The following is a 25,919-nucleotide window of genomic DNA, read 5'->3' as shown; positions in this document are numbered from 1 at the left end:
GCCGGGCGGGGCGCGTGGGAGACGTACGTTCCGACAAGCCGTCGGTAAAATGTTGCGCGGGTCCCGCCGGGCGTGGTCACATGGTAGGAGAGACCTGGTTAGGTCTACCTAACCACGCCTTCTCCAGGAGCCGGGAGGCCGCCATGACCGTATCGGAGCGCGAAGCGCAGCCGCGGCGTACGCAGGGTGTGTCCATGAGCGATCTGCTGGCCTCCTGCGCGGCAGCGAGCGCCGTCTCGACCCCGCCGAAGCGGGCGGAGCCGGATGCGACCGAGTCGCCCGAGGCGGCCGAGGAGAGCGGCGCACGCCGCGACGCCGCCTGACCCGTATCGCTCTTTCGGGTGTTTCTGACGGTATGGACGTCAAGGCGTGGGCACGGGGGCCGCTGCCGTGCGGGCTACGGCACCACGACGATCTTCGAGCCGATCGTGGCGAACGTCCACAGCGCGTTGCCGTCCTCGCGCTTCATCCGGATGCCGCCGGTGCGCTTGCTCGGGTCCGGGCTGGCCACCTTGCCGTTGACGGCCGCGCTGAAACCGATCGTCACGGAGTCGACGGTGGCGAACCGTACGACGTGCTCGATCTGCACCCCGTCCGAGCCGGGGACGGACGCGGCCCGTGAGGTCACCGCGTAGTTACCGGGCTTGGGGCTGACCGTCGACGGCGTGACCTCGAAGGTCTTGGGCGCCAGGCCCTTGAGCGTCTTGGTGCCGACCAGCCAGACGCGCTTGCCGCCCAGCGAGTACACGACGCGCGGGCCGACGCCGGAGTTCTCCGGCAGCGCCGTCACGTTCTTCGCGGGCACCTTGCCCTTGGGCGATGCCGCCGCCGAGGAGCTCGGGGCGGGCGAGACGGTGACGCCGGGCGCGGCCAGATCGGCCGCGGAGGGGGCGTTCGCCGACGCCTGGTAGGCGAGGAAGCCGACCGCCGCGAGTGCCGCCGCGGTGAGCCCGGCCACAAATCCCGAGCTGCTCCTTGCCACCTGACTCGCCCCTTTCGTACGTACAGGCTTGCGGATCTACAAGCCTGCGGTCATATCTGCGGCTGACGGTAGCAGCCGGGGGCGGCCGGGGCGGGACGCCGTGCCCCCGGCGCCGTGGCCGTAGGCTGTTCGCGTGCTCTTGCTCGCCGTTGATACCGCCACCCCCGCCGTGACCGTCGCCCTGCACGACGGCACGGACGTCGTCGCCGAGACCAGCCGGGTGGACGCCCGCCGCCACGGGGAGCTGCTGCTGCCCGCCGTCCACCAGGTGCTCGCGGACGCCGGGCTCACGCTCGACGCCGTCACGGACCTGGTCGTCGGGGTCGGCCCCGGCCCGTACACGGGACTGCGCGTCGGCCTGGTGACGGCCGTGACCTTCGGCTCGGTGCTCGGGGTGCCCGTCCACGGCCTGTGCACGCTCGACGGCCTCGCCTACGCCTCCGGCATCGAGGAGCCGTTCGTCGTCGCCACCGACGCGCGCCGCAAAGAGGTCTACTGGGCCCGCTACGACGACTTCCGCACCCGCGTGAGCGAGCCGTCCGTCGACCGCCCCGCCGACATCGCCGAGCAGGTCGCCGGAGTCCCGGTGGTCGGCGCGGGCGCGGTCCTCTACCCGGAGGCGTTCCCGGACGCCCGCGGGCCCGAGCACCAGTCGGCGGCGGCGCTCGCCTCGCTGGCGGCGGAGAGGCTGGCGGCGGGCGCGGAGTTCCTGGCGCCGGTGCCGCTGTATCTGCGCCGCCCGGACGCGCAGGTCCCCAAGAACTACAAGGTGGTCACTCCCCAGTGAGCGTCGTGCTCCGTGAGATGCGCTGGTGGGACATAGAACCGGTGCTCGCGCTCGAACACGACCTGTTCCCCGAGGACGCCTGGTCGGCGGGGATGTTCTGGTCGGAGCTCGCGCACGCCAGGGGGCCCGGCGCGACCCGGCGCTATGTGGTGGCGGAGGACGGCTCGGGCCGGCTGGTCGGCTACGCGGGCCTCGCGGCCGCGGGCGGCCTCGGTGACGTCCAGACCATCGCCGCGGCCCGCGACCAGTGGGGCACGGGCCTCGGCGCCCGGCTCCTGACCGACCTGCTCAAGCACGCCACCGCCTTCGAGTGCGACGAGGTCCTGCTCGAAGTACGGGTGGACAACAAACGGGCCCAGAAGCTCTACGAGCGCTTCGGCTTCGAGCCCATCGGATTCCGGCGGGGCTACTACCAGCCGGGCAACATCGACGCGCTCGTGATGCGCCTGATCGTCCAGGAACACGACCGAGAAACAGAAGAGACTGACTGATGGCTGACGAACCGCTGGTACTCGGCATCGAGACCTCCTGCGACGAGACCGGCGTCGGCATCGTGCGCGGCACGACGCTGCTCGCCGACGCCGTCGCGTCCAGCGTGGACACCCACGCCCGGTTCGGCGGCGTGGTGCCCGAGATCGCCTCGCGCGCGCACCTGGAGGCGATGGTCCCCACCATCGAGCGCGCCCTGAAGACGGCCGGGATCTCCGCCCGGGACCTCGACGGCATCGCGGTGACGGCCGGGCCGGGCCTGGCGGGCGCGCTGCTCGTCGGCGTCTCGGCCGCCAAGGCGTACGCGTACGCCCTGAACAAGCCGCTGTACGGCGTGAACCACCTGGCCTCGCACATCTGCGTCGACCAGCTGGAGCACGGGCCGCTGCCCGAACCCACGATGGCGCTGCTGGTCAGCGGCGGCCACTCCTCGCTGCTGCTCGCGCCCGACATCACCGCGGACGTCCGCCCGATGGGCGCGACGATCGACGATGCGGCGGGCGAGGCGTTCGACAAGATCGCGCGCGTGCTCGACCTGGGCTTCCCCGGCGGCCCGGTGATCGACCGGCTCGCCAAGGAGGGCGACCCGGCGGCGATCGCGTTCCCGCGCGGTCTGAGCGGCTCGCGCGACCCGGCGTACGACTTCTCCTTCTCGGGGCTGAAGACGGCCGTGGCCCGCTGGATCGAGGCGAAGCGGAACGCGGGCGAGGAGGTGCCGGTGCGGGACGTGGCCGCCTCCTTCCAGGAGGCCGTGGTCGACGTCCTGACCCGCAAGGCCGTACGGGCCTGCAAGGACGAGGGCGTGGACCACCTGATGATCGGCGGCGGCGTCGCGGCCAACTCGCGGCTGCGGGCGCTCGCCCAGGAGCGGTGCGAGAAGGCGGGCATCCGGCTGCGGGTGCCGCGGCCCGGTCTGTGCACGGACAACGGGGCGATGGTGGCGGCGCTCGGCGCGGAGATGGTGGCGCGCAACCGGCCCGCCTCGGACCTGGACCTGTCGGCGGACTCCTCGCTGCCGGTGACGGACCCTCACGTGCCGGGCACGCAGGGCCACGCGCACGACCACGACCACGTGCACGAGGTCAGCAAGGAGAACCTGTACCCGTGACGGTCGCGCTGATGTGGGAGGCGCGGGCGGTCCAGGGCCGCGGCGGGGAACTCCTCGCCTGGGCCCGGGCCCAGCCGCTGCCGTACGAGCCGGTGCGCCGGGAGGTCTTCGCGGCGCCCCAGGACCGGGTCCTTGTGATCACCTGGTGGGAGGCGTCGTACGACGCGGAGCTGCCGGAACTTCCGGAGCCGGATGGGGAGTTGGTGACCCGGGCGGTCCACCGCTGGCGCTTCGAGTCACTCGGAGTGGAACCTCGGGCCTGAATTCTGCATCGATCTGTACGCAGAGGGCGTATCGGTCGGCGGTTCGGGGTTGGTTCACACAGTGGGTAAGAAGAGCGCGGCAGCGGCGGGACTGGTTCTGTCCGGGGTGCTGCTGGCCACGGGCTGCTCGTCGTCGGACAGTTCCGGGAGCGGCCCGGCCAGGACCGGCGGCAGCGGTACGGCGCCCACCCCCTCCGCACCCGCCTCCGGCCCCGCCCAGGGCGCGGAGGACGGCGTCGCGAGCGCGGCCGCGTACCGCAAATGGGGCCTCAAGCCGCTGCCCGCGGCTCCGGCGCCGCCCGCGCAGAAGCCGGTGAAGGCGAAGCCCGGGGAGGTCCCGGTGATCAGTGACATCCCCACGAAGCAGAAGATCGTCTTCGTGACGTTCGACGACGGGGCCGAGAAGGACCCCAAGTTCGTGGAGATGATGCGGGACTTGAGGATTCCCTTCACGATGTTCCTCACCGACGCGGCGATCAGCAGTGACAAGGGCTACTTCAAGCCGCTCCAGCAGCTCGGCAACGCCGTCCAGAACCACACCTTGACGCACCCCAACATGCGGACCGAGACCGGCTCCCAGCAGCAGCACCAGATATGCGGCCAGCAGGAGAAGCTGACCAAGGAGTACGGCAAGGCCCCCCGGCTCTTCCGGCCCCCGTACGGCAACTGGAACGAGGGGACGCGCGCGGCGGCCAAGGCCTGCGGGATCCAGTCGATCGTGCTGTGGCGCGAGTCGATGCAGATCCAGAACATGCAGTACCAGCGCGGCGACAAGAAGCTCCACCCCGGCGACATCATCCTGGCCCACTTCCGCGGCAGGAGTGAGCTCAAGGGCCACACGATGACCGAGATGACGGCGAACATGCTCCGCCACATCCAGGAACAGGGCTTCGCGGTGGCGCGCCTGGAGGACTACGTCTAGGGCCTGTCCGGCGGATCTGGTCGCCCGCGAGGTGCCTGCGTCTTTCGGTCCTGGTGACCCCGCGTCCCAGACAAGATCCGCCGAACAGGCCATAGGCCTGCGACCTGCTGAGCGGCCCGTCGTGCGGCCGGCCCGTCGTGCGGCCGGGCGGCCGGGCGGAAAAAAATCTTCGGAAGAAATCCGCGGGTCGTGTCGAATCCGCGTCCGGCCGTTCGACGTATGAGTGAGAGGCGGGGAACAGCCCCGCAACGACCCTTCCGGACTTCCGGACGTTTTGAGGAGAACACCATGCCGCGCTACCTGTCGATGGTCCGCATCAACGAGGCCGACGCCCCCGCCGAGGGCCCGAGCGCCGAGCTGATGGAGCGGATGGGCAGTCTGATCGAGGAGATGACCAAGGCCGGGGTCCTGCTCGACACCGCCGGGCTCACCCCCACCGCCCAGGGCACCAGGGTCACCTGGTCGGGCGGGAAGCTCTCGACGACCGATGGGCCGTTCACCGAGGCCAAGGAGGTCGTCGGCGGCTACGCGCTCATGCAGTGCAAGGACAAGGCCGAGGCGATCGAATGGGCCAAGCGGTTCCTGACGATCCACGAGGAGCACTGGACGGTCACCTCCGAGATCCGCGAGATCTTCGAGGGCTGAGCACGGCCGAGCGCCCTTCGGGCCGCTGTGCTCACGGCCGCCGATTGCCGACGCGCCGCTCGGATGCTCTGATGACTGCCCGTGAGCACAGAAAAGGACGCGGTCGAAGCCGTCTTCCGGATCGAGTCCCCGCGCGTCATCGCGGCCGTCGCCCGGATCGTCCGGGACGTCGGCATCGCCGAGGAGCTGGCGCAGGACGCGATGGTCGCCGCCCTGGAGCGGTGGCCGGAGACAGGGGTACCGGACAACCCGGGTGCCTGGCTCACGGCCACCGCCAGGCACCGGGCCGTCGACCTGGTGCGCCGCCGCGAGGCGTACGCGCGCAAGCTCGCCGAGATCGGCCGCGACCTCGACGAGGCGGTGGCGGAGCCGGAGTTCGCGGCCGCCGAGGACCCGGACGCGATCGACGACGACCTGCTCCGGCTGATCTTCACCGCCTGCCACCCGGTGCTCTCCACCGAGGCGCGCATCGCCCTGACGCTGCGGCTGCTCGGCGGGCTGACCACCGACGAGATCGCCCGCGCGTTCCTCGCCCAGGAGTCGGCCGTCGCCCAGCGGATCTCCCGCGCCAAGCGGTCGCTGGCCGGGGCGGGGGTGCCGTTCGAGGTGCCGTACGGCCCGGAGCGCGCCGCGCGGCTCGCGTCCGTCCTGGAGGTCATCTACCTCGTCTTCAACGAGGGCTACTCGGCGACGGCCGGTGACGACCTCGTGCGCCCGGCGCTGTGCGAGGACGCGCTGCGGCTCGCACGGGTGCTGGCCGGGCTCGTGCCCGAGGAGCCCGAGGTCCACGCGCTGGCCGCGCTCCTGGAGATCCAGGCGTCGCGGACGCACACGCGCACGGACGCGACGGGCGCCCCCGTGCTGCTCGCCGACCAGAACCGCTCCCGCTGGAACCGGCTCCTGATCCGGCGCGGCTTCGCGGCGCTGACCCGCGCGGGCGAACTCGGCGGCGCCCCCGGCCCGTACGCGCTCCAGGCCGCCATCGCCGCCTGCCACGCACAGGCCGCCTCCTACGAGGAGACCGACTGGGCGGCGATCGCCACGCTCTACCGGCGGCTCGCGGCGATCGCCCCCTCCCCGGTGGTGGAGCTGAACCGGGCGGTCGCCGTGTCGATGGCCGAAGGCCCCGGGGCGGGCCTCGCGATCGTGGACGCCCTCGCCGCCGACCCGGCCCTGCGCGGCTACCACCTGCTGCCCAGCGTCCGGGGCGACCTGCTCGAACGCCTCGGGCGTACGGAGGAGGCCCGCGCGGAGTTCACCCGCGCGGCGGAGCTGACGCGCAACGAACGCGAGCGGGAGCTGCTGCGGGCACGCGCGGCGGGCTGAGATCCGGGCGGCGGAGGCGGGGCGCGGCGATGAGTTTCGGGGGCGGCCCCGGTCTACCCTCCAGACCCGCCGGCACCCGCGCCGGAGGGGCCGGTCGAGAGGGAGGCACCTCCATGTCCGCTCAGAAGATCACGACGTTCCTGTGGTTCGACGACCAGGCCGAGGAGGCCGCGAAGTTCTACGTCTCCGTCTTCGGCGGGGACGCGCGGATCGTCGAGACCACGCGGTACACGGAGTCGTTCGGGGACCAGGCGGGCTCGGTGATGACGGTCGTCTTCGTGCTGGCCGGCCAGGAGTACACGGCGCTCAACGGCGGCAAGCAGGACTGGTCGTTCAACGAGTCGATCTCGCTGTCCGTCGACTGTGAGTCCCAGGAGGAGGTCGACGACCTCTGGGCCAAGCTGACCGCCGACGGCGGCGAGGCGGGGCCGTGCGGCTGGCTGAAGGACAAGTACGGCCTGTCCTGGCAGATCGTCCCGCGCGCCATGCGCGAGATGCTCGCCTCGGACGACCGGGCGGCGGTGGACCGCACGGTGGGCGTGATGATGAAGATGGGGAAGCTGGACGTGGCGGCGCTGCGGGCGGCGTACGAGGCGAAGTAGGGGCGCGGGGGTTGCGCAGGGTTGAGGGGCCCGGAGTTGAGGGCCGCTCACGGCCGGTGCAGCAGCTCCACCACACCGGCCAGGCCCTCGTCGCCGTGCCCGTCCGCGACACGGCGGCGCATCAGCTCGAAGAGCGGGGCGAGCGGTTCGGTGCTCACGCCCTGGGCGCGGCCGAGCTCGCCGAGCGCGTCGTGGGCGACCTGCATGGCGAGGTCGGATCCGGCCGCCGGGTACGCGCCCTCGGCGGCCTGGGCCGCCATCTTCGGCAGGGCGCCGGTCATGGCGTGCGGCCACGGGACGAGCAGCGCGGTCGTGAACTCCTCCACGTCCGCGCCCGCCGACCGCACCAGCGCCGCCGACTGGAGGAACCCGGCGAACATCCCGTATATGCCGGTGAGCAGCGCCAGGTCGCACAGCGGGGCCCGGCCCGCGTCGTCGCCCGGACAGACCGCGCGGCCGGACACCTTCAGCACCTCGCGGTGCGCCTCGAAGGCGGGGGTGGAGCCGCTGTAGAGCGCGAGGGCTTCCGGGCGGCCGATCATCGCGGGGACGGCCATGATGCAGCCGTCGAGGTAGTCGGAGTCCAACGCCGGTACCTTTTCGGCCAGTTCGCGGGCCCCGTCCGGCGACCCGTTGGTGAGGTTCACGACGACGCGCCCGCGCAGGGCGTCCTGGGCGGCGTCGACGAGGGTGTGCACATCGGCGTACCCGAGGACGCAGAAGACCACCACGCGTATGGCTGAGTGCGGGGGTGAGCTCCCGGGGGCGCCGGTAATCTCATGCTCATGTCACCCCGCACGCCCCTGCCGCCACCCCCGCCCCCGGTCGAGATCCGTGCCTGGCCCGACCGGGACGCCCTGCTCGTGGACCGCGCGGGTGTCCTGAACGACCTGGTGGCACGGCAGTTGGGGCCGGGTCGGATCGCGGCGCACTGGGGCTGGGCGGTGCTGCTCGCCACCGGCTGGGCGTTCGTGGGGACGGCGGTCATCGCCTTCACCGAGGCGCTGGACGTGCTGTCGATGCTGTTCGGTGTGATCTGCCTGGTGATCGGGCTGGGCGCGGTGGTGCCGACGGCAGTGGCGATCGTGGCGGGCCTGCGCAAGGACGCCAGGATCCGCCGACTGCTCGCTCAGTGGGCCGAGTTGGACCGCCACCCGGCGACCGACGCCGGGCTGCGCGCGCCGGGGCTGAGCCTGGCGTGGCTGCTGCCTGGCGGGCTGATGTGCGCGCTCGGCCTGTTCGTGTGCGTGACGGTCCCGGCGGCGGCGCGGCCGGGCCACGACACGTACGGCATGGTGGTCCTGACGATGGGCCTGGGCCTGGTGTGCTGGCTGACGGGCCTGATCGCCGTCACCAAGGCGCTCGCCCACCGCCGTTGGGCCCTACGTCTCCTGCCGCCCGCGCACCTATCCTGAACACACGTGCGTACGCCGCACGGTCTCCGGGGGAAAGGCGGCAAAGATGGAATGGTACTGGTGGGTCCTCATAGTCTTCTGGATGGGAGGCTTCGGCTGGGCGGCCGACACGGGCCGCACGGCCCTGCGCACCCGCCACGAGCGCAAGCTCGAACGCCTGGAAGCGGCCAAGCGGGAACGCCTCGCCCTTGAGGCGGCCCACCGCCCCCCGGAGCCGGTCTGCGGCTGCACCCACCACCTCGCCAAGCACGACAAGCAGGGCAAGTGCCACGAGCGCGTCGAGGTCCCGGTCGCGTGGGACGAGTCCAAGCACCCGGTCCGCTACGAGTCGGGCCAGTGCAACTGCCAGCAGTACGTGGGGCCGCAGCCGCTGTCCCAGGTGTTCGCGGAGGAGCTCACGGACTTGGCGTAGGCCAGGACCACCCCTTCCAGGGTGCCGACGGCCCCGCCGTCTCGTCGCCGGGCTCGGGCCCACGCCGGTCGGTCACCGCGCTGTCGGTACGGGGCACGCGTGCTTCCGCAGGGTGTCCCCGCCGGGTCGGTGTCTTCGGCGGCCGACGACAGCTTTCCCGGAATTCCTGGGGAGCGCCGTCGACGGCGTTGTGCTCCAGGAGGTCCCCGAGGACGTCCAGCAGGGCCGCCGGGGTGCGGACGGGGCAGTTGTGGCTCGCTGTCTGCGAGGTGGCGATCAGTCGGCCGTATCGGCGGATCTCGTCGTCCAGGGACAGCGTTCCCTGCGGCACTTGCGCCCTGATGGCCAGATCGAGGAGGTGCGCCACCGGGCCGCCGGTGAGCAGGGCCGCCGCGTACGACTGCACGGGGTCACCCCTGCCGTACGGGCCGGCCGATCAGCATCGTCGGGGCCCCCGCCACCCGTGTCAGGAACACCGTGGCCGAGCCGCGCCCCTGGAGCTTCATCTTGCGGCGCAGTTCCTCCGGTTCGACCGCCGAGCCGCGCTTCTTGACCGTCAGGACGCCGACCCCGCGCTCCCGCAGCAGCGCCTTCAGCTTCTTCATGTTGAAGGGGAGTTCGTCGGTGATCTCGTACGCGGTGGTGAACGGCGAATCGTACGGCTCGTCGCTCGTCACGTACGCGATGGTCTCGTCGATGAGGCGGCCGTCGCACGCCCTGACGATGTCGGCGACGAGGTGCGCGCGGATGACCGCGCCGTCCGGCTCGTACAGGTAGCGCCCGACCGGCCCGACCGGCGGCGCGGGCAGCGGCGCGGGCGCCCGCAGGGTGGCCTCGGCCGGGAGCAGGGTGGCGCGGACCGTGCCGGGCGTACGGGCGTGCGCGGGGGCGTGCGCGCCCCCGAACCACAGCACCGCCTCCTTCACATCGCCCCCGTCCGAGATCCACTCCGCCTCGGCCTCCGGCGGGACCGACTCGTGGGGGATGCCGGGGGCGATCTTCAGGGCGGCGAAGGGGGCCTTCCGGGCCGCGCCGACCGCCCAGGAGAGCGGGGGCGAGTACGCCTCGGGGTCGAAGATCCGGCCGCGCCCGCCCCGCCGTGCCGGGTCGACGAACACCGCGTCCCACCCCGACGTGTCCACGTCCGTCACGTCCGCGCACCGCACCTCGATCAGCTCCGCGAGGCCCAGCGCCGTAGCGTTCGCGCGGGCGACCTCCGCCGTGAGCTCGTCGCGGTCCACCGCGAGGACGGAGATGCCCGCCCGGGCGAGGGCCAGCGCGTCGCCGCCGATGCCGCAGCACAGATCGGCCACGCCCCGTACGCCCTGGGCGGCGAAGACCCGGGCGCGGTAGGCGGCCACCGACGCGCGCGTCGACTGCTCGACGCCGTTGGGCGTGAAGAACATCCGGTACGCGTCGTCCGCGCCGAACTTCGCGACCGCGCGCTGCCGCAGCCGCGCCTGGGCCAGGGCCGCCGAGACCAGCTCGGGGGCGTACGTCCGGCGCAGCCGGGTCGCCACCGCCAGCTCCTGGGACGGGTCGTAGTCGCGGAGCGAGTCCAGCAGGCCCGTGCCCTCGGGGGTGAGCAGGGTGCGGAAGGTGTCGAGGTCGTTCACCCGCCCCATTGTGGGCCAGGCGGGGGACGGTGCGCGTCCGGTGACGGGTGTCGCCTCCGGTATACCGCCCCGCGCTGACAGGATGCGGCGCCATGCAGCTCGTACGACAAAAGGAAGACTTCAGGCGCGGTGGTGTGCCGAAAGCGCCGCTCGTTCTGGTGGCCGGGCTCGTCGCCACCGCGCTCGCCTCCGGGTGCGCCGCCGAGGACACCCCCACCGGCCGGCCCGGGCACGGCGACAAGGCCGCCGCCGGGCCGCAGGCCTACGAGAACGACGCCGCCCGCGCCCTCGCCGGCTACTCCGCCCACCTCAAGGAGGCCCAGGCCGCCCGCGTCGTCGCCGCCAAGAAGTGGAAACTGGCCAAGGTGCCGCTGGCCGCGCCCGCCCCGCCCGCCGTCAAACCGAAGATCACCAACCGGCCCGGCTTCGAGACGGACGGCGGTGACTCCCTGCCGCCCGTGTTCACGACCGTGCCGACCAAGGACCGGATCGTTTTCCTCACCATCGACGACGGGGCCGAGAAGGACCCCGCGCTGCTGAAGATGATGCGGGAACTGCGCATCCCGTACAGCGCGTTCCTCAGCGACTATCTCGTACGCACCGACTACCCGTACTTCAAGCGGATGCAGGGCCTGGGCGTCACGCTCAACAACCACACGCTCAACCACCGCTATATGCCCGCGCTCTCGTACGAGGAGCAGCGGCACGAGATCTGCGACCAGCAGGACAAGATCGGGAAATGGGCGGGCAAGCGGCCCCGGCTCTTCCGGCCGCCGTACGGCAACTACAACGAGGACACCCTGCGCGCGGCCCAGTCGTGCGGCGTCAAGGCCGTGCCGTTGTGGGCGGCGGAGGCGTTCCCCGACCACATGGAGTGGCGCGAGTGGGACCGGGATCTGCATCCCGGGGACATTGTGCTCACGCACTTCCGGGGGCGGGAGGACTGGAAGGGGACGATGCCGGACATGATCAGGCAGGTCATGAAGGTCATCACGGACAAGGGGTATGCGGTGGCCAGGCTGGAGGATTACGTCTGATGCCCGTGGGGGCGGGGGCGGTTTCCCCCACCCCGCCCGTTCCCGCTGTGACATGTGCGGCTCCGCCGCGTGGCCTCCGGGGGTGGGTGGGGGCTGAGGTGGGCCTCCCGGGGGCTGCGCCCCCGGTACCCGGGGGGCGTCCCCCCGGACCCGGTTTTGGCGGGGGGCGCCCCCCCCTGCACCCCTGGCGGGCCTGCACCTCTGGCGGGGCCTGCACCTCTGGCGGGGCCTGCGGCACCCTGCTCCCCGCTTCGGGGCTCCGCCCCGGCCCCCGGCACGGGGGTGGGTGGGCTACCTGGCCCGGGGGCGCGGCCCCCGGCCCCCGCTCTCGGGGCTCCGCCCCGGACCCCGCTCCTCAAACGCCGGAGGGGCTGAGTTCTGCCCGGGCCCAGCTCCTTCGCACGCCGGGACGGGCTGAATCTGGCCGGGCCCAGCTCCTCGCACCCCGGAGGGGCTGGATGCCCCGAGCCCCCTTCTGCCTTAAGGGGCGCGGGGAACTGCGCGACCAGCCCCCACCCGCCCGCAGAGAAAGAACACGCTCCCCGGGAGCCCGCCCGGCCCGAGCTCCGCATCCCCCTCAGGGGCGCGGGGAACTGCGCGACCAGCCACAGACATCCCGCAGACGCCTCACCCCGCACCCCCCGGAGGGACTGCGCGACCAGCCACAGACATCCCGCAGACGCCTCACCCCGCACCCCCAGACGCCCGCCGCCTCCCCGCCCCATCGCTCACCCGGATCAGCAACGCGATCATCACCCAGTTCGCCACCAGCGACGATCCCCCCTTGGCCAGGAACGGAAGTGCCTTGCCCGTGAGGGGGATCAGGCCGGTCACCCCGCCGACCACCACGAACACCTGGAGCGCCAGCGCCGCCGCCAAACCCGTCGCCAGGAGTTTGCCGAACGCGTCGTGGGCCGCCAGGGCCGTCCGCAGGCCCCGCTGGACCAGTAGTCCGTACAGCAGGAGCACCGCCATCACCCCGGCCATGCCCAGCTCCTCCCCGACCGTGGTCAGGATGAAGTCGCTGCGCCCCGCGAAGCCGACCAGTTCGGGGTGGCCCTCGCCGAGGCCCGTGCCGGTCATCCCGCCGCTGCCGAAGCTGAAGAGCCCCTGCGCCAGTTGGTCTGAGACCAGGCCGGGCGGGCGCTGATCCAGCGGCAGGAAGACGTCGAAGGGGTGCAGCCAGGCCACGATCCGGCCCTTGACGTGCGGCTCGGTCGAGCCGACGACGTACGCCCCGGCGGCCGCCAGCAGCACCCCGCACACGACCCAACTGGTGCGCTCGGTCGCCACGTACAGCATGACCACGAAGAGCCCGAAGAAGATCAGCGACGTGCCCAGGTCGCGTTCGAAGACGAGCACCAGCAGGCTCAGCACCCAGATCGCCACCAGCGGCGCCATCTGGCGGCCCGGCGGCAGCCGGACGCCCAGGACCTTGCGGCCGGTGAGCGCCAGCGAGTCGCGGTGGACCACCAGATAGCCCGCGAAGAACACCGTGATCATGATCTTCACGAACTCGCCGGGCTGGAGCGAGAACGGGCCGAGATAGACCCACCGCTTGGCGCCGTACGTGTCCGCCCCGAAGAACGACGGTGCCATCAGGAGGATCAGCGCCACCGCCATCGAGACATATATGTAGCGCTGAAGGCGCCGGTGGTCGCGCAGCAGCACCACGGTCAGCAGGCAGCCCGCGAGCCCGATGACCGTCCACACCAGCTGCCCCGACGCGGTGGGCGCCGACTTGAACGCCTTCGCGTACGCCGGGTCGAGCCGGTAGAGCAGCACCAGGCCCAGTCCGGACAGGAGCACCGCGAGGGGCAGGATCAGCGGGTCCGCGTACGCCGCGAACCTGCGTACGGTCAGATGCCCGGCCAGTGACATCAGCGTCATGCTGACCGCGAACTCGGCCGTGGCGCGCGGCAGCCCGCCCGTCATCGCCGCCGACACGCAGGCGTGGCCGCCGACCGTGACGACCACGACCAGCGCCAGCAGCAGCGCCTCGGTGCGGCGGCGGGCGGACGCGAGCGCCCGTCCCGGCCCGGCCTCACCGTGGCCGTCGTCGAAGTCGCCGTCCGTGCGGGGCCCTGTTCCCGTACCCGTACGCATCGTCCTCATCGGCCCGACCCTAGGGACCCTTTCGTCTGGATGGCGACGGTTTTTCCGAAACGAGCCGTGTCGCGAAGTCCACAGGGGCAGGGGCGAACCAGATGGGTGAATTCGCCGTCGGCCCGGGCCGGGGGGCTCGGAGGGGGCTCGAAGGGGGAGTCGGGCGCCCCGGCGAAGAGGCCGCGCCGCACCTGCGAAATCCGGTCGCCACAGCCGTCGGCTTGGCACTCCGCTTGACCGAGTGCTAATCGCCGTCCTAGTCTCAGGTCTGGCACTCCCCACTGGAGAGTGCCAACACAGCGACGGGCAGGTCCGGCACCCGCGACGACGGATCCACCTGGTCGCCACCCAAACAGTTAACCCCGTGAGATCTCCGAAGGGGGAGACCGGATCGTGACGACCGCCAGCTCCAAGGTTGCCATCAAGCCGCTCGAGGACCGCATTGTGGTCCAGCCGCTCGACGCCGAGCAGACCACGGCCTCCGGCCTGGTCATTCCGGACACCGCCAAGGAGAAGCCCCAGGAGGGCGTCGTCCTGGCCGTGGGTCCGGGCCGGATCGAGGACGGCAAGCGCGTCGAGCTCGACGTCTCCGTCGGCGACGTCGTGCTCTACAGCAAGTACGGCGGCACCGAGGTGAAGTACAACGGCGAGGAGTACCTCGTCCTCTCGGCCCGCGACGTGCTCGCGATCATCGAGAAGTAATTCATCTCGAAGCGAATGCTTCTGAGCTGCGCCCCTGGCCGCCCCGCTGACAGCCGGGCGGCGAGGGGCGCAGTTTTCGTATCACCGAGTTTCCGAGAGGGCTGAACCGCTCCCATGGCGAAGATCCTGAAGTTCGACGAGGACGCCCGTCGCGCCCTTGAGCGCGGCGTCAACAAGCTTGCCGACACTGTGAAGGTGACGATCGGTCCCAAGGGCCGCAACGTCGTCATCGACAAGAAGTTCGGCGCCCCCACCATCACCAACGACGGTGTCACGATCGCCCGCGAGGTCGAGCTCGACGACCCGTACGAGAACCTGGGCGCCCAGCTCGTGAAGGAGGTGGCGACCAAGACCAACGACATCGCGGGTGACGGCACCACCACCGCCACCGTGCTGGCCCAGGCGCTGGTCCGCGAGGGCCTGCGCAACGTCGCCGCCGGCGCCTCCCCGGCCGCCCTGAAGAAGGGCATCGACGCGGCCGTCAAGGCCGTCTCGGAGGAGCTGCTCGCCACCGCGCGTCCGATCGAGGACAAGTCCGACATCGCCGCCGTGGCCGCGCTCTCCGCGCAGGACACCCAGGTCGGCGAGCTCATCGCCGAGGCGATGGACAAGGTCGGCAAGGACGGTGTCATCACCGTCGAGGAGTCCAACACCTTCGGCCTGGAGCTGGAGTTCACCGAGGGCATGGCCTTCGACAAGGGCTACCTCTCGCCGTACATGGTCTCCGACCAGGAGCGTATGGAGGCCGTCCTCGACGACCCGTACATCCTGATCAACCAGGGCAAGATCTCCTCGATCCAGGACCTGCTGCCGCTCCTGGAGAAGGTCATCCAGGCCGGCGCCTCCAAGCCGCTCCTGATCATCGCCGAGGACGTCGAGGGCGAGGCCCTGTCGACCCTGGTCGTCAACAAGATCCGCGGCACGTTCAACGCCGTGGCCGTCAAGGCCCCGGGCTTCGGCGACCGCCGCAAGGCGATGCTGCAGGACATGGCCACCCTCACCGGTGCCACCGTCATCGCCGAGGAGGTCGGCCTCAAGCTCGACCAGGCCGGTCTGGACGTGCTGGGCTCGGCCCGCCGCGTCACGATCACCAAGGACGACACGACCGTCGTCGACGGTGGCGGCAGCCACGAGGACGTCGTCGGCCGCGTCAACCAGATCAAGGCCGAGATCGAGTCCACGGACTCCGACTGGGACCGCGAGAAGCTCCAGGAGCGCCTCGCGAAGCTCGCCGGCGGCGTGTGCGTGATCAAGGTCGGCGCCGCCACCGAGGTGGAGCTGAAGGAGAAGAAGCACCGTCTGGAGGACGCCATCTCCGCGACCCGCGCCGCGGTCGAGGAGGGCATCGTCTCCGGTGGTGGCTCCGCGCTCGTCCACGCCGTCAAGGTCCTGGAGGGCAACCTCGGCCTGACCGGCGACGAGGCCACGGGTGTCGCGGTCGTCCGCCGCGCCGCGGTCGAGCCGCTGCGCTGGATCGCCGAGAACGCCGGGCTTGAGGGCTACGTCATCACCTCGAAGGTGGCGGAGCTGGAGAAGGGCAACGGCTTCAACGCCGCCACCGGCGAGTACGGCGACCTGGTCAAGGCCGGCGTCATCGACCCGGTCAAGGTGACGCGCTCCGCCCTGGAGAACGCCGCCTCCATCGCCTCCCTGCTGCTCACGACCGAGACCCTGGTCGTCGAGAAGCCGGCCGAGGACGAGGGCGACGCCGGTCACGGCCACGGTCACGGCCACAGCCACTGACCTGCTGTGACGCGCTGACGTCGTACGACGCGTGAAGGCCCCCGTCCCCGGGGATTCCCGGGGACGGGGGCCTTCGGCGTCGGTCGGAGCGCTCCGAGGCTCAGGTCGCTGCGAGGTTCAGACCGTTTCGAGGTTCAGGCCGTTCCGAGGTTCAGACCGCTCCGAGCTGCTTCATCAGGCCCAGCGCGTCCTCGTGCCACCAGCCCTCCTGGATCTTGCCGTCCTTGCAGCGGAAGACCGTGGTGCCGGTCATGGTGCACACCTTGCCGGTGGGCGCGATGCCCATGAAATCGCCCTTGTGGGTGCCGGTCCAGGTCCACAGTGTCACCACGTCGTCGCCCTCGCAGATCTGCCGGTCGAGCGAGAAGGTGAAGTCGAACGCCTCCCGCCACCCGCTGACGTCGCTGCGGATGACGTCGGCCCCGACGACGGTCTCCTCGTCCTTGATGATGTCGTGGTCGGCGTAGTCGGCCGCGAACACCTCGTTGACGGCGTCGAGGTTGCCCCCGACGGCGATCTCGTGGAAGAACCGGCGGACGGTTGCGGCGTTCAACTGCTCGTCGCGGACCACATCGAGGTCGGTGAAGGTGGGCATGCCGTCGCAGAGAGCCACCATCTCCTCGAAGATACGGTTCGTCTCCGGGAGCTTGGAGTTCGCCATGGCCTCGTCGTACGAGGGGAATTCGACGACCTCGACGAAGTGCGACCCGTCGGCGCGGTCCTTGCCGATGAGGCCGCGGGTGGCGGTCCGCTTGCCCTTGGTCTGTTCGACCCACCGGTCCATGAGCTGGTCCAGGTCGTCGAAGTGCTCGGTCTTGAAGTCGATTATCTGTGCGAATTTCATGGCGTCTCCCGGTGCTGCGGTTCCCTGTGCTGCGGGCCAGGTGAGATGCGTCCATTTTAGTGTGATTTGACCGATCTGGTGTGGGGCGGCCGAGCCGGGCCCGCTCAGGCCGAGTGGCGCAGGGCCGCCGCGTGGACGGGGTCCGCGAACGGAGTCCCGGCCGCGAACCGCTCCACCTCGTCCAGCGCCAGGTCCGCCATCCGGTGCAGCTCGTTGCCGAGCGACCCGGCGATGTGCGGGGTCAGCAGGACGTTGGGCAGGTCGTACAACGGGCTCTCGCGGGACGGGAGTTCGGGCTCGGTGACGTCCAGTACGGCATGGAGGCGGCCGGAGAGGAGCTCGCCGAGCAGAGCCGCCCCGTCCACCAGGGAGCCGCGCGCGGTGTTGACCAGCGTCGCCCCGTCCGGCATCGCGGCCAGCTGACGGGCGCCGATCATGCGCTCGGTGGCCGGGAGCTGCGGCGCGTGGACGGAGACGACGCTGCTGCGGGCGCACAGCTCGTCCAGGGCGACGAGCTCGACGCCCAGCCGGGCCGCCTCGGCCGCAGCTACGTACGGGTCGTGGAGCAGGACCCGGAAGTCGAAGGGGCGCAGCAGCTCGATCACCCGGCGGCCGATCCGGGAGGCGCCGACCAGGCCGACCGTCCGGTGGTAGTTCCCGATGCCGTCACCCTCGCGCAGCCAGTCGTGCGGGGCGCGCAGCTCCGCGTACCGCTGGGCCGAGGCCAGGACGCGCTTGCCCGCGAAGAGGATCGCGGCCAGCGTGTACTCGGCGACCGGCAGCGCGTTGGCCGCCGCCGCCGAGGTCACCGCGAGGCCCCGCTCCCAGCACGCCTCGGTGATGTGGTGCTTCACCGACCCGGCGGCGTGCACGACGGCCCGCAGCCGGGGCGCCGAGGCCAGCACCTCGGCGGTGAGCGGCGGCGCGCCCCAGCAGGTCAGCAGCACTTCGGCCTCGGCCAGCGCCGCCGCCACGGCCCGTGCGGGCGCGACGAGCTCATGGGCGACGAGGTACGGGTCGGTACGGGCGAGCGCGGCGAGGCGGGCGCGGTGCCGCTCGGCGAGCAGGCGCTCGGCGATCCCGGGGCCCATGGCGAGGAGGACGGCGGGGCGGTTGTCAGTGGCGTGGTGCATGGTGGAACTCGGGCTCCTCACGGGGGCGTTGTCCATGGGTAACCGGCTGTGCGTCCGTCCGGTCACTTGACGCTGCCCGCCGTGAGGCCTGCCTTCCAGTGCCGCTGGAGGGCGACGAAGGCGACGACGAGGGGGAGGACGGCGACGAGGGAGCCGGTGACGACGAGGGGGTAGAAGGCGGGCTCGGCGTGGGTGTTGGAGTTCCACGCGTACAGACCGAGGCTCAGCGGGAAGAGCTTCTGGTCCGAGAGCATCACCAGGGGGAGGAAGAAGTTGTTCCAGATCGCGGTGAACTGGAAGAGGAACACGGTGACGAACCCGGGCATGACCATCCGGAGCCCGATCGACCAGAAGGCGCGCAGCTCGCCGGCCCCGTCGATCCGCGCCGCCTCCAGCGCCTCGTCGGGGATATGGCTCGCGCTGAACACCCGGGAGAGGTAGACCCCGAAGGGGTTCACCAGGACGGGGACCAGCACCGACCAGTAGGTGTTGACCAGCCCCGCCTTGCTGGCGAGCAGATACATCGGCAGCGCGAGCGCGGTCGACGGCACGAGCGCGCCGAGCAGGACCACCCCGAACAGCTTCTCCTTGCGGAAGCGGTACTTGTCGAAGGCGCACCCGGCGGCGACGCTGATCAGCGCGCAGACGAGAGCGCCCCCGCCCGCGTACAGCAGGGAGTTGAGGTACCAGCGCAGATAACTCGTCCACGGCCGCGCCGAGGTCCGCGCCCACCTGGTCGACGGCGCCCCGCCCGGCACCCGGGTGCGCCAGACGGGGTGGGTCGTCACCCGCCCGGACGAGACCGGGCAGTCGCATGCCGTCGAGGGGTACGAGTCCCACGCGCGCGTAGTGGCCGCCGGGTCCACGCTGTTCGGCCCGCGCTCACACGTGGCCGTGCTCGACGGGGCGACCGGGGACGGCCCGTCCCTCTTCGTCGCGCTCGCCTCGCTCACGGGAGAGGAGCACCCGGTCCCGCTGTCCGACCTGGTCACGCGTATCCGGGTCGAAGGTCACACGGTCCGGGTGACCTGGCCCGACGGCGCCACGGCCGAGCTCGCAGTCGACGGCAACGCCGCCGAGCCCGCGCCCGGTGACGGCAGTCGCCTCACTGCGGGCCGTACTTGCGGCCCGTCCGGGACGTGACCCCGCCCAGGAGACCACGCGGGGCCAGCTTCACCACACCCATCAGCGCCTTGTAGCGCGGGTCCGGGATCGACAGCGTCTTCCCGCGCGCGAGGTCGGAGAGCGCCGCCGACACCAGCTTGTCGGCGTCCAGCCACAGCCAGCCGGGGATGTTGTCGGTGCCCATCCCGGCCCGCTGGTGGAACTCCGTCCGGACGAAGCCCGGGCACAGCGCCATCAGCCGCACCCCCGACCCCGCCAGGTCGCGCGCCGCGCCCTGGGTGAACTGCACGACCCACGCCTTGGACGCGCCGTAGGTCCCGCGCGGCACGAACGCGGCGACCGAGGCGACGTTGACGACCCCGCCGCGCCCGCGCTCGCGCATGCCCTCGGTCGCGGCCGACGTCAGCCGCAGCACCGCTTCGATGTGCACCTTCAGCATCTTGAGCTCGTCGGCCATGGACACGTCCAGATAGCGGCCCTTGTTGCCGAACCCCGCGTTGTTGACCAGCAGGTCGACCGGCTTGCGGCGCTCCGCGAGCCGCGCCTCGACCGCCGCGATGCCGTCCTCCGTGGACAGGTCGGCGGACAGCACCTCGACCTCCACGCCGTGCCGGTCGTGCAACTCGGTGGCCTGCTCCCGCAGCCGCTTGTCGTCGCGGGCGACAAGCACCAGATCGTGCCCGTCCCTGGCCAGCTGCCGCGCGAACGCGGCCCCGATGCCCGCCGTCGCTCCCGTAATCAGTGCAGTCGTCATACGCGCACGTTAATGCCCAGACGTGACAGCGGTGTGACGCCCTGTCCGGTCAGGAAGCCCGCCGGCCGGCCTGCTGCTCCAGGTACTTACGTACCTTGTCGTGGGACTCCGGCGCCATCGCCTCGCCCGCCGCAAGGGTGTGCGGCATCAGCTCCCGTTCGGTGGTGAACGCGCGGAACCAGAACGCCACCGACACCTCGTGCGCGGGCCGGTGGACGACCTCGATCGCGTCGCCCCCGCGGATCTCGCCCTCCTCGATCACCCGGAGGTAGGCGCCGGGGGCCGCGGCCTGGGTGAACCGCTTGACCCACCCCTGCTCGTCCAGGGCGCCCGCGAACGTACGGCAGGGAATGCGCGCGCAGGAGACCTCCAGGACCACGTCCGGGCCTATCCGCCAGCGCTCGCCGATCCGGGCGTCGCTGACGTCGATGCCGTACGTGGTGAGGTTCTCTCCGAAGATCCCGCCCGGCAGCTCGCGGCCCAGCTCCTTCTCCCAGGCGTCGAGATCCTCGCGCGCGTAGGCGTAGACGGCCTGGTGGTCGCCGCCGTGATGGCGGCTGTCGCACACGTCGTCGCCCGCGACACCGCTGGCGCCCACGCCCTTGGGGCCGGGCCGGAAGATCCGTACGGAGCCCTCCACCGGGCGCTTGCCGATGCCGGTGAGACCGCCCTCGGCGTCGGTGTACCCGACGACCGTGGCGCGCCCCGTGTTCACAGACAGAAGTTTCATGAGGCGCAACGCTAACCCCAACTGTCTCAAAGCAGCTACGCAACATCGCGCGAGATACCCAAGCACCCCTTATGCTCGGAGGGTGATCGAGGCCCGTCATCTCCGCGTCCTGCGCGCCGTCGCCGCCACCGGCTCCTTCTCGGCTGCCGCGCGCGAGCTCGGCTGTACCCAGCCCGCCGTCAGCCAGCAGATGAAGGCCCTCGAAGCGTCCGCGGGCACCCCGCTGCTCATCCGCACCGGCCGCGAGACCCGGCTCACCCAGGCCGGCGAGGTCCTGGTGCGCCACGCCTCCGGCATCCTCGCGGGCCTCACCGCCGCCGAGGAGGAGGTCGCGGCCATCGCGGGCCTGCGCGCGGGCCGGGTCCGGCTCGTCTCCTTCCCCAGCGGCTCCTCCACCCTGGTGCCCAGCGCGCTGGCCGCGCTGCGCGCCGCCCACCCCGGCACCCGGGTCTCCCTGGTCGAGGCCGAGCCGCCGCGCTCGGTGGAGATGCTGCGCGAGGGCGACTGCGACATCGCGCTCGCCTTCCGGTACGGGGCGGCCACCGCGGAGGAGTGGGACGACCTCGTCGTACGGCCGCTGCTGATCGACCGCCTGGTCGGGCTCGTCCCCGACGGCCACCGGCTGGCCGAGAGCGGCACGGTCGACATCCGCGACCTCGCCGACGAGCCGTGGATCGCGGGCTGCCCGCGCTGCCGGCGTCAACTGGTCGACGTCTGCGAGGAGTCCGGCTTCACCCCGCGCATCGACTTCGCCACGGACGACTACCCGGCGGTGATCGGCCTGGTCGGGGCGGGGCTCGGGGTCGCGGTGCTGCCGGAGCTGGCGATCGCCTCGGTGCGCCCCAAGGGAGCCCGTACGGTCACGGTGGAGCCCGCTGTGGAGCGCGAGATCGTCGCGCTCACGCTGCCCGATCTGGCCAGGGTCCCGGCCGTCGCGGCCACCCTGGACCAGCTGGCTGGAGCCGCCGCCCGCAACTGAGCGGTGGCGGGCGTCCGGGTGCGCGTCACCGCCGCGGGAAGCGGCCTCCCGTGGCCCTCCTGCGGCCTCCTCAAGGATGCCTCCGCGCTGCTGCCCCGCCGCTGATGCTCGGCGATGTTGTCTTGGGTGCTGTTGTCCGGCGCTGATGTCCGGTGCTGCGCCATACGGCGCAGGAACGTTTCTGCGAATTCCGGCACGGCCTGCGTCAGCCGTGGCCCCGCTCGCCCGGCGCTCCCGCGCTCGCCGCCGTCACCAGCCGGTGGCGCGCCCTGCCCATCAGCTCTTCGCGCTCGTCCTCCGTGAGTCCGCCCCACACTCCGTAGGGCTCGCGGACCGCCAGGGCGTGCGCCGCGCACTGGGCGCGCACCGGGCAGCGCATGCACACCTCTTTCGCCGAGTTCTCGCGCGCACTCCTGGCCGCGCCGCGTTCGCCCTCCGGGTGGAAGAAGAGGGAGCTGTCGACCCCGCGGCATGCGGCGAGGAGCTGCCAGTCCCACAGATCGGCGTTGGGTCCGGGAAGGCGGGAGAAATCTGCCATTGCTCATGTCCCCTTGAAGCCGTGCCTGAAGCGGATGGGCCGGGTACCCCGGATCACTGGGGTGTACCGACGAACGTACATCTACGGTGTAAGTAGATGTAAATATGACTCATTGCGAATCTAGCCACAGACACCAGAAAAAGGGAAGAAAAGCCGCTAAATGGGGCATACCTCCGGGCGTAGGACGGGCAACCCCTGATGTGCGCCCGGCGCACACGCTTCCTCACGTAGAGTGCCGAAGGCCCCCGTCTGACCCGTAACTCTTTCGAGTGACCGTCGTTGAGAGTGCGGAGCGGTTGAAAGAACAAGCGCTCGGGCAGGTGTCCGAGAGCGTCAATCGCACAGGTGACGATACGTAACCAGCCTGGAGGCTCAAGGTGACGCGCATCAGCTGCGGAGGGCGGCCATGACATCCGTCCTCGTCTGCGACGACTCCCCGCTTGCCCGAGAGGCGCTCCGACGTGCGGTAGCGACCGTGCCGGGCGTCGAGCGTGTGACGACGGCGGCCAACGGCGAGGAAGTCCTCCGCCGCTGGGGTGCCGACCGCTCGGACCTCATTCTGATGGACGTACGCATGCCCGGTCTGGGCGGCGTGGAGACCGTCCGGCGGCTGCTGTCCGCCGACCCCGGCGCCCGCATCATCATGCTGACGGTCGCCGAGGACCTCGACGGGGTGGCGCTCGCCGTCGCCGCCGGGGCCCGGGGCTATCTGCACAAGGACGCCTCGCGCGCGGAGCTGCGCGCGACCGTCACGCAGGCGCTCGCCGATCCGACCTGGCGGCTGGCTCCGCGCAGACTGCGCTCGGCCGAGATGGGCGCGGCGCCCACGCTCACCGCGCGCGAGATCCAGGTGCTTGAGGGCATGAGCCACGGCCGGTCCAACGCCGAGATCGGGCGCGAGCTCTTCCTCTCGGAGGACACCGTGAAGACGCACGCGAGGCGGCTGTTCAAGAAACTCGGCGCCTCGGACCGGGCGCACGCCGTGGCGCTCGGTTTCCGCTGGGGGCTGGTGCGCTGACCTGCCCGCGGAGTGGTCGGCCGGATCCCCGTCCGTCGTCGGCGGACGGGTCCGACCCCCTGCTCCGTGGAGCGGCGTGTGACGCTTCGCGCGCGATGCCGCATCCTTGAAGGTGTGGAGTTCCTCGGGGACGAGTCGGTCGAGCGGGAGGGGAGGGCGCAGGAGATGACTTCCGGCGCACCTGCTCATAACGCTTCGGTGCACAACTATGGACGCGGTGCCACGGATTCTGCGACGCCGGGGCACCATGGATCGATGCGCGACGACGAGCCAACGGTGATCGGTGCACTCGTTCACCGTGCCGTCGACGGCGACGAACAGGCCACGCATGATCTTCTGGCCCATGTTCATCCGCTCGCACTGCGCTACTGCCGCACCCGGCTGAACCGTCTGCCGGGTGATGCTCGCCACTTCGTGGAGGATCTCGCGCAGGAGGTCTGCGTCGCCGTGCTCATGGCACTGCCGCGCTATCGGGACACCGGCAGGCCTTTCGAGGCCTTCGTGTTCGCCATCGCCTCGCACAAGGTCGCCGACCTTCAGCGGGCCGCGATGCGCCACCCGGGTTCCACGGCGGTGCCCTCGGACGAGATGCCCGAGCGGCCCGACGACTCGCTGGGCCCCGAGGAGCGCGCACTGCTCAGCAGCGACGCCGCGTGGGCCAAGAAGCTGCTCGCCAACCTGCCGGAGAACCAGCGCGAACTGCTGGTGCTGCGGGTCGCCGTCGGCCTCACCGCCGAGGAGACCGGCCAGATGCTCGGGATGTCGCCGGGCGCGGTCCGGGTCGCCCAGCACCGGGCGCTCAGCCGTCTGAGGGCGCTCGCCGAGCAGTGACGTCACCCGGTGGGCCGTGATGCCACCGGGGTTGCGCGCTGATGCATCCGGTGCGCGGGGGCCGCCGGACGCGCAACTTCGCGCCGTCACGCGCGCGCAGCCGCGCTTTCGCGCGCTCAGCCTCACCTCACCTCACGTACGTGTGAACGTCCAAAGAATTCGGTTGATCTTGTTCATGGAATGAGACACCGCGCCAGCCCGTTAGCATGGACATCCGCACCGATCAAGGCCATGGGGAAGGTGTCATGACTGCAAACGTCGACGGAGTGCCCGACAAATTCGCGATGCTCGGGCTGACGTACGACGACGTGCTGCTGCTGCCGGGCGCGTCCGACATGGCGCCCGACCAGATCGACACTTCCTCGTACCTCTCGAAGAACGTGAAGGTGAACGTCCCGCTGCTGTCCGCGGCGATGGACAAGGTCACCGAGGCGCGCATGGCCATCGCGATGGCCCGCCAGGGCGGCGCCGGTGTCCTCCACCGCAACCTCTCGATCGAGGACCAGGCCAACCAGGTCGACCTGGTGAAGCGCTCCGAGTCCGGGATGGTGACCGACCCGATCACGGTCCACCCGGACGCGACGCTGCGCGAGGCCGACGAGCTGTGCGCCAAGTTCCGCATCAGCGGCGTGCCGGTCACCGACCCGGCGGGCAAGCTGCTCGGCATCGTCACCAACCGCGACATGGCCTTCGAGTCCGACCGCTCGCGCCAGGTGCGCGAGGTCATGACCCCGATGCCGCTGGTCACCGGCAAGGTCGGCATCTCCGGTGTGGACGCGATGGAGCTGCTGCGCCGCCACAAGATCGAGAAGCTGCCGCTCGTCGACGACGCGGGCATCCTCAAGGGCCTCATCACGGTCAAGGACTTCGTCAAGGCCGAGCAGTACCCGAACGCGGCCAAGGACAAGGGCGGCCGGCTCGTAGTCGGCGCCGCCGTCGGTGTCGCGGGCGACGCCTACGAGCGCGCCCAGGCGCTGATCGAGGTGGGCGTCGACTTCATCGTCGTCGACACCGCCCACGGCCACTCCCGGCTGGTCGGCGACATGGTCGCCAAGATCAAGTCGAACGCGGCGGGCGTCGACGTCATCGGCGGCAACATCGCCACCCGCGACGGCGCCCAGGCGCTGATCGACGCGGGCGTCGACGGCATCAAGGTAGGCGTCGGCCCCGGCTCCATCTGTACGACCCGTGTCGTCGCCGGCATCGGCGTCCCGCAGGTCACCGCCATCTACGAGGCCTCGGTCGCCGCCAAGGCCGCAGGCGTCCCGGTCATCGGCGACGGCGGCCTGCAGTACTCGGGCGACATCGCCAAGGCCCTGGTCGCGGGCGCCGACACGGTGATGCTCGGCTCGCTCCTGGCGGGCTGCGAGGAGTCCCCGGGCGAGCTGCTCTTCATCAACGGCAAGCAGTTCAAGTCCTACCGGGGCATGGGCTCGCTCGGCGCGATGCAGTCCCGCGGCGACCGCAAGTCCTTCTCCAAGGACCGCTACTTCCAGGAGGGCGTCGCCTCCGACGAGAAGCTGGTCCCCGAGGGCATCGAGGGCCAGGTGCCCTACCGCGGCCCGCTCTCCGCGGTCGTCCACCAGCTGGTCGGCGGTCTGCGCCAGTCGATGTTCTACGTCGGCGGCCGGACCGTACCGGAGCTTCAGACGAACGGCCGGTTCGTCCGGATCACCTCGGCGGGCCTCAAGGAGAGCCACCCGCACGACATCCAGATGACGGTCGAGGCGCCGAACTACACCAGGCGCTGACCACGCCCACGCGCGCGTGAACCGAGTGAGGGGCGGCCCCGGATTTCCGGGGCCGCCCCTC

At 71.4% G+C, this 25,919-nt stretch carries 29 protein-coding genes and 1 pseudogene; 19 read left to right on the top strand and 11 right to left on the bottom strand.

What is annotated here, in order from left to right; translation table 11 throughout:
• Positions 1-143 precede the first annotated feature (143 nt).
• Entirely contained in the window at positions 144-323 is a 180-nt protein-coding gene (locus ACZ499_RS16855) for a hypothetical protein (RefSeq protein WP_468675734.1), read from the top strand.
• Between the two features lie 74 nt (positions 324-397).
• On the opposite strand, the gene ACZ499_RS16850 is transcribed toward ACZ499_RS16855, so the two are convergent.
• A complete protein-coding gene (locus ACZ499_RS16850; protein ID WP_385544787.1) occupies positions 398-982 on the bottom strand; it encodes a hypothetical protein in 585 nt (194 codons plus the stop codon).
• Positions 983-1,115: 133 nt separating this feature from the next.
• Here ACZ499_RS16850 and tsaB point away from each other — a divergent pair, with 133 nt between their 5' ends.
• The 8 genes from tsaB (at position 1,116) to ACZ499_RS16810 (ending at position 7,124) form a co-directional block, all read left to right on the top strand.
• On the top strand, positions 1,116-1,769 hold the full coding sequence (gene tsaB / locus ACZ499_RS16845; protein ID WP_468675731.1) for a tRNA (adenosine(37)-N6)-threonylcarbamoyltransferase complex dimerization subunit type 1 TsaB: 654 nt from the start codon (positions 1,116-1,118) through the stop codon (positions 1,767-1,769).
• 17 nt (positions 1,770-1,786) lie between these two features.
• Positions 1,787-2,260, top strand: coding sequence for a ribosomal protein S18-alanine N-acetyltransferase (rimI, locus tag ACZ499_RS16840; protein WP_371657042.1), 474 nt, complete (start codon positions 1,787-1,789; stop codon positions 2,258-2,260).
• Entirely contained in the window at positions 2,260-3,366 is a 1,107-nt protein-coding gene (gene tsaD / locus ACZ499_RS16835; protein ID WP_468675729.1) for a tRNA (adenosine(37)-N6)-threonylcarbamoyltransferase complex transferase subunit TsaD, read from the top strand. Before rimI ends, tsaD begins: the two co-directional genes overlap by 1 nt.
• Positions 3,363-3,629: a hypothetical protein gene (locus ACZ499_RS16830; protein WP_385544796.1), complete on the top strand. Its 267-nt coding sequence runs from the start codon at positions 3,363-3,365 to the stop codon at positions 3,627-3,629. Before tsaD ends, ACZ499_RS16830 begins: the two co-directional genes overlap by 4 nt.
• A 61-nt stretch (positions 3,630-3,690) precedes the next feature.
• On the top strand, positions 3,691-4,551 hold the full coding sequence (locus ACZ499_RS16825; RefSeq protein WP_468675728.1) for a polysaccharide deacetylase family protein: 861 nt from the start codon (positions 3,691-3,693) through the stop codon (positions 4,549-4,551).
• Positions 4,552-4,839: 288 nt separating this feature from the next.
• Positions 4,840-5,196 carry a YciI family protein gene (locus ACZ499_RS16820; RefSeq protein WP_468675726.1) on the top strand — a complete coding sequence of 119 codons (357 nt, stop codon included), beginning with the start codon at positions 4,840-4,842 and terminating at the stop codon, positions 5,194-5,196.
• Between the two features lie 81 nt (positions 5,197-5,277).
• Entirely contained in the window at positions 5,278-6,522 is a 1,245-nt protein-coding gene (locus ACZ499_RS16815) for an RNA polymerase sigma factor (RefSeq protein ID WP_468675724.1), read from the top strand.
• 113 nt (positions 6,523-6,635) lie between these two features.
• Positions 6,636-7,124 carry a VOC family protein gene (locus ACZ499_RS16810; protein WP_468411288.1) on the top strand — a complete coding sequence of 163 codons (489 nt, stop codon included), beginning with the start codon at positions 6,636-6,638 and terminating at the stop codon, positions 7,122-7,124.
• Positions 7,125-7,171: 47 nt separating this feature from the next.
• Here ACZ499_RS16810 and ACZ499_RS16805 read toward each other — a convergent pair whose 3' ends face one another.
• Positions 7,172-7,855, bottom strand: coding sequence for an imine reductase family protein (locus tag ACZ499_RS16805; RefSeq protein WP_468675721.1), 684 nt, complete (start codon positions 7,853-7,855; stop codon positions 7,172-7,174).
• Between the two features lie 54 nt (positions 7,856-7,909).
• Here ACZ499_RS16805 and ACZ499_RS16800 point away from each other — a divergent pair, with 54 nt between their 5' ends.
• Complete coding sequence (locus tag ACZ499_RS16800) at positions 7,910-8,539, top strand: hypothetical protein (protein ID WP_468675719.1); 630 nt, start codon at positions 7,910-7,912, stop codon at positions 8,537-8,539.
• Between the two features lie 46 nt (positions 8,540-8,585).
• Positions 8,586-8,951 carry a hypothetical protein gene (locus tag ACZ499_RS16795; protein WP_385544814.1) on the top strand — a complete coding sequence of 122 codons (366 nt, stop codon included), beginning with the start codon at positions 8,586-8,588 and terminating at the stop codon, positions 8,949-8,951.
• On the opposite strand, the gene ACZ499_RS16790 is transcribed toward ACZ499_RS16795, so the two are convergent.
• Positions 8,935-9,357: a hypothetical protein gene (locus tag ACZ499_RS16790; protein WP_468675717.1), complete on the bottom strand. Its 423-nt coding sequence runs from the start codon at positions 9,355-9,357 to the stop codon at positions 8,935-8,937. The genes ACZ499_RS16795 and ACZ499_RS16790 overlap by 17 nt on opposite strands.
• Before the next feature lie 4 nt (positions 9,358-9,361).
• Complete coding sequence (locus ACZ499_RS16785; RefSeq protein WP_468675715.1) at positions 9,362-10,576, bottom strand: class I SAM-dependent methyltransferase; 1,215 nt, start codon at positions 10,574-10,576, stop codon at positions 9,362-9,364.
• An 83-nt stretch (positions 10,577-10,659) separates the two neighbouring features.
• On the opposite strand from ACZ499_RS16785, the gene ACZ499_RS16780 reads away from it, so the two are divergent.
• Positions 10,660-11,604 (top strand): polysaccharide deacetylase family protein, encoded by a 945-nt coding sequence (locus tag ACZ499_RS16780; RefSeq protein WP_468675713.1) that lies wholly within the window; start codon positions 10,660-10,662, stop codon positions 11,602-11,604.
• Between the two features lie 684 nt (positions 11,605-12,288).
• Here ACZ499_RS16780 and ACZ499_RS16775 read toward each other — a convergent pair.
• Positions 12,289-13,710, bottom strand: coding sequence for an FtsW/RodA/SpoVE family cell cycle protein (locus tag ACZ499_RS16775; RefSeq protein ID WP_468675811.1), 1,422 nt, complete (start codon positions 13,708-13,710; stop codon positions 12,289-12,291).
• A gap of 393 nt (positions 13,711-14,103) precedes the next feature.
• Between ACZ499_RS16775 and groES the strand changes: the two genes are divergently transcribed.
• Both groES and groL read left to right on the top strand, forming a co-directional pair.
• Positions 14,104-14,412 (top strand): co-chaperone GroES, encoded by a 309-nt coding sequence (groES, locus tag ACZ499_RS16770; protein WP_344075001.1) that lies wholly within the window; start codon positions 14,104-14,106, stop codon positions 14,410-14,412.
• A 114-nt stretch (positions 14,413-14,526) separates the two neighbouring features.
• The gene (groL, locus tag ACZ499_RS16765) at positions 14,527-16,155 is read left to right on the top strand and encodes a chaperonin GroEL (RefSeq protein WP_468411298.1); all 1,629 of its coding nucleotides are present in this window, start codon (positions 14,527-14,529) and stop codon (positions 16,153-16,155) included.
• Between the two features lie 151 nt (positions 16,156-16,306).
• Here the strand turns inward: groL and ACZ499_RS16760 are convergent, their stop codons facing one another.
• The 3 genes and pseudogenes from ACZ499_RS16760 to ACZ499_RS16750 form a co-directional block, all read right to left on the bottom strand.
• Positions 16,307-16,999 (bottom strand): ester cyclase, encoded by a 693-nt coding sequence (locus tag ACZ499_RS16760; RefSeq protein ID WP_468675711.1) that lies wholly within the window; start codon positions 16,997-16,999, stop codon positions 16,307-16,309.
• Positions 17,000-17,103: 104 nt separating this feature from the next.
• Positions 17,104-18,132 (bottom strand): hydroxyacid dehydrogenase, encoded by a 1,029-nt coding sequence (locus ACZ499_RS16755; protein ID WP_468675709.1) that lies wholly within the window; start codon positions 18,130-18,132, stop codon positions 17,104-17,106.
• 62 nt (positions 18,133-18,194) lie between these two features.
• Positions 18,195-18,830 (bottom strand): annotated as a pseudogene (locus tag ACZ499_RS16750) (carbohydrate ABC transporter permease); the annotation flags it as partial.
• A 64-nt stretch (positions 18,831-18,894) separates the two neighbouring features.
• On the opposite strand from ACZ499_RS16750, the gene ACZ499_RS16745 reads away from it, so the two are divergent.
• Positions 18,895-19,275: a hypothetical protein gene (locus ACZ499_RS16745; RefSeq protein ID WP_468675707.1), complete on the top strand. Its 381-nt coding sequence runs from the start codon at positions 18,895-18,897 to the stop codon at positions 19,273-19,275.
• On the opposite strand, the gene ACZ499_RS16740 is transcribed toward ACZ499_RS16745, so the two are convergent.
• Together ACZ499_RS16740 and ACZ499_RS16735 are read right to left on the bottom strand one after the other, a co-directional pair.
• Entirely contained in the window at positions 19,238-20,011 is a 774-nt protein-coding gene (locus tag ACZ499_RS16740; RefSeq protein WP_468411302.1) for an SDR family NAD(P)-dependent oxidoreductase, read from the bottom strand. The two genes, ACZ499_RS16745 and ACZ499_RS16740, sit on opposite strands and share 38 nt — an antisense overlap.
• A 49-nt stretch (positions 20,012-20,060) precedes the next feature.
• Positions 20,061-20,741: an MOSC domain-containing protein gene (locus tag ACZ499_RS16735; protein WP_468675705.1), complete on the bottom strand. Its 681-nt coding sequence runs from the start codon at positions 20,739-20,741 to the stop codon at positions 20,061-20,063.
• Positions 20,742-20,823: 82 nt separating this feature from the next.
• On the opposite strand from ACZ499_RS16735, the gene ACZ499_RS16730 reads away from it, so the two are divergent.
• Positions 20,824-21,720 carry a LysR family transcriptional regulator gene (locus ACZ499_RS16730; RefSeq protein WP_371654245.1) on the top strand — a complete coding sequence of 299 codons (897 nt, stop codon included), beginning with the start codon at positions 20,824-20,826 and terminating at the stop codon, positions 21,718-21,720.
• A 205-nt stretch (positions 21,721-21,925) separates the two neighbouring features.
• Here the strand turns inward: ACZ499_RS16730 and ACZ499_RS16725 are convergent, their stop codons facing one another.
• Positions 21,926-22,258 carry a WhiB family transcriptional regulator gene (locus tag ACZ499_RS16725; protein ID WP_468675702.1) on the bottom strand — a complete coding sequence of 111 codons (333 nt, stop codon included), beginning with the start codon at positions 22,256-22,258 and terminating at the stop codon, positions 21,926-21,928.
• A gap of 406 nt (positions 22,259-22,664) precedes the next feature.
• On the opposite strand from ACZ499_RS16725, the gene ACZ499_RS16720 reads away from it, so the two are divergent.
• The 3 genes from ACZ499_RS16720 (at position 22,665) to guaB (ending at position 25,858) form a co-directional block, all read left to right on the top strand.
• Positions 22,665-23,276, top strand: coding sequence for a response regulator transcription factor (locus ACZ499_RS16720; RefSeq protein ID WP_003948568.1), 612 nt, complete (start codon positions 22,665-22,667; stop codon positions 23,274-23,276).
• Positions 23,277-23,531: 255 nt separating this feature from the next.
• Positions 23,532-24,107: a sigma-70 family RNA polymerase sigma factor gene (locus ACZ499_RS16715; protein WP_371654246.1), complete on the top strand. Its 576-nt coding sequence runs from the start codon at positions 23,532-23,534 to the stop codon at positions 24,105-24,107.
• Between the two features lie 245 nt (positions 24,108-24,352).
• Entirely contained in the window at positions 24,353-25,858 is a 1,506-nt protein-coding gene (gene guaB / locus ACZ499_RS16710; RefSeq protein ID WP_468675699.1) for an IMP dehydrogenase, read from the top strand.
• Positions 25,859-25,919: the final 61 nt, after the last annotated feature.

Source organism: Streptomyces sp. NPDC031265 (genome assembly GCF_055570295.1).
The sequence above is the reverse complement of the archived record's forward strand: the minus strand, read 5'-3'. Positions and strand labels throughout refer to the sequence as shown.

What these genes read in the sequence shown, in the direction of transcription:
- ACZ499_RS16855 (WP_468675734.1), top strand. Translation starts at nt 144, where the DNA reads ATGACCGTATCGGAGCGCGAAGCGCAGCCGCGGCGTACGCAGGGTGTG.
- rimI (WP_371657042.1), top strand. Translation starts at nt 1,787, where the DNA reads ATGCGCTGGTGGGACATAGAACCGGTGCTCGCGCTCGAACACGACCTG.
- tsaD (WP_468675729.1), top strand. Translation starts at nt 2,260, where the DNA reads ATGGCTGACGAACCGCTGGTACTCGGCATCGAGACCTCCTGCGACGAG.
- ACZ499_RS16820 (WP_468675726.1), top strand. Translation starts at nt 4,840, where the DNA reads ATGCCGCGCTACCTGTCGATGGTCCGCATCAACGAGGCCGACGCCCCC.
- ACZ499_RS16810 (WP_468411288.1), top strand. Translation starts at nt 6,636, where the DNA reads ATGTCCGCTCAGAAGATCACGACGTTCCTGTGGTTCGACGACCAGGCC.
- ACZ499_RS16800 (WP_468675719.1), top strand. Translation starts at nt 7,910, where the DNA reads ATGTCACCCCGCACGCCCCTGCCGCCACCCCCGCCCCCGGTCGAGATC.
- ACZ499_RS16795 (WP_385544814.1), top strand. Translation starts at nt 8,586, where the DNA reads ATGGAATGGTACTGGTGGGTCCTCATAGTCTTCTGGATGGGAGGCTTC.
- ACZ499_RS16785 (WP_468675715.1), bottom strand. Translation starts at nt 10,576, where the DNA reads ATGGGGCGGGTGAACGACCTCGACACCTTCCGCACCCTGCTCACCCCC.
- ACZ499_RS16780 (WP_468675713.1), top strand. Translation starts at nt 10,660, where the DNA reads ATGCAGCTCGTACGACAAAAGGAAGACTTCAGGCGCGGTGGTGTGCCG.
- ACZ499_RS16775 (WP_468675811.1), bottom strand. Translation starts at nt 13,710, where the DNA reads ATGCGTACGGGTACGGGAACAGGGCCCCGCACGGACGGCGACTTCGAC.
- groL (WP_468411298.1), top strand. Translation starts at nt 14,527, where the DNA reads ATGGCGAAGATCCTGAAGTTCGACGAGGACGCCCGTCGCGCCCTTGAG.
- ACZ499_RS16760 (WP_468675711.1), bottom strand. Translation starts at nt 16,999, where the DNA reads ATGAAATTCGCACAGATAATCGACTTCAAGACCGAGCACTTCGACGAC.
- ACZ499_RS16755 (WP_468675709.1), bottom strand. Translation starts at nt 18,132, where the DNA reads ATGCACCACGCCACTGACAACCGCCCCGCCGTCCTCCTCGCCATGGGC.
- ACZ499_RS16740 (WP_468411302.1), bottom strand. Translation starts at nt 20,011, where the DNA reads ATGACGACTGCACTGATTACGGGAGCGACGGCGGGCATCGGGGCCGCG.
- ACZ499_RS16735 (WP_468675705.1), bottom strand. Translation starts at nt 20,741, where the DNA reads ATGAAACTTCTGTCTGTGAACACGGGGCGCGCCACGGTCGTCGGGTAC.
- ACZ499_RS16725 (WP_468675702.1), bottom strand. Translation starts at nt 22,258, where the DNA reads ATGGCAGATTTCTCCCGCCTTCCCGGACCCAACGCCGATCTGTGGGAC.
- ACZ499_RS16720 (WP_003948568.1), top strand. Translation starts at nt 22,665, where the DNA reads ATGACATCCGTCCTCGTCTGCGACGACTCCCCGCTTGCCCGAGAGGCG.
- ACZ499_RS16715 (WP_371654246.1), top strand. Translation starts at nt 23,532, where the DNA reads ATGCGCGACGACGAGCCAACGGTGATCGGTGCACTCGTTCACCGTGCC.
- guaB (WP_468675699.1), top strand. Translation starts at nt 24,353, where the DNA reads ATGACTGCAAACGTCGACGGAGTGCCCGACAAATTCGCGATGCTCGGG.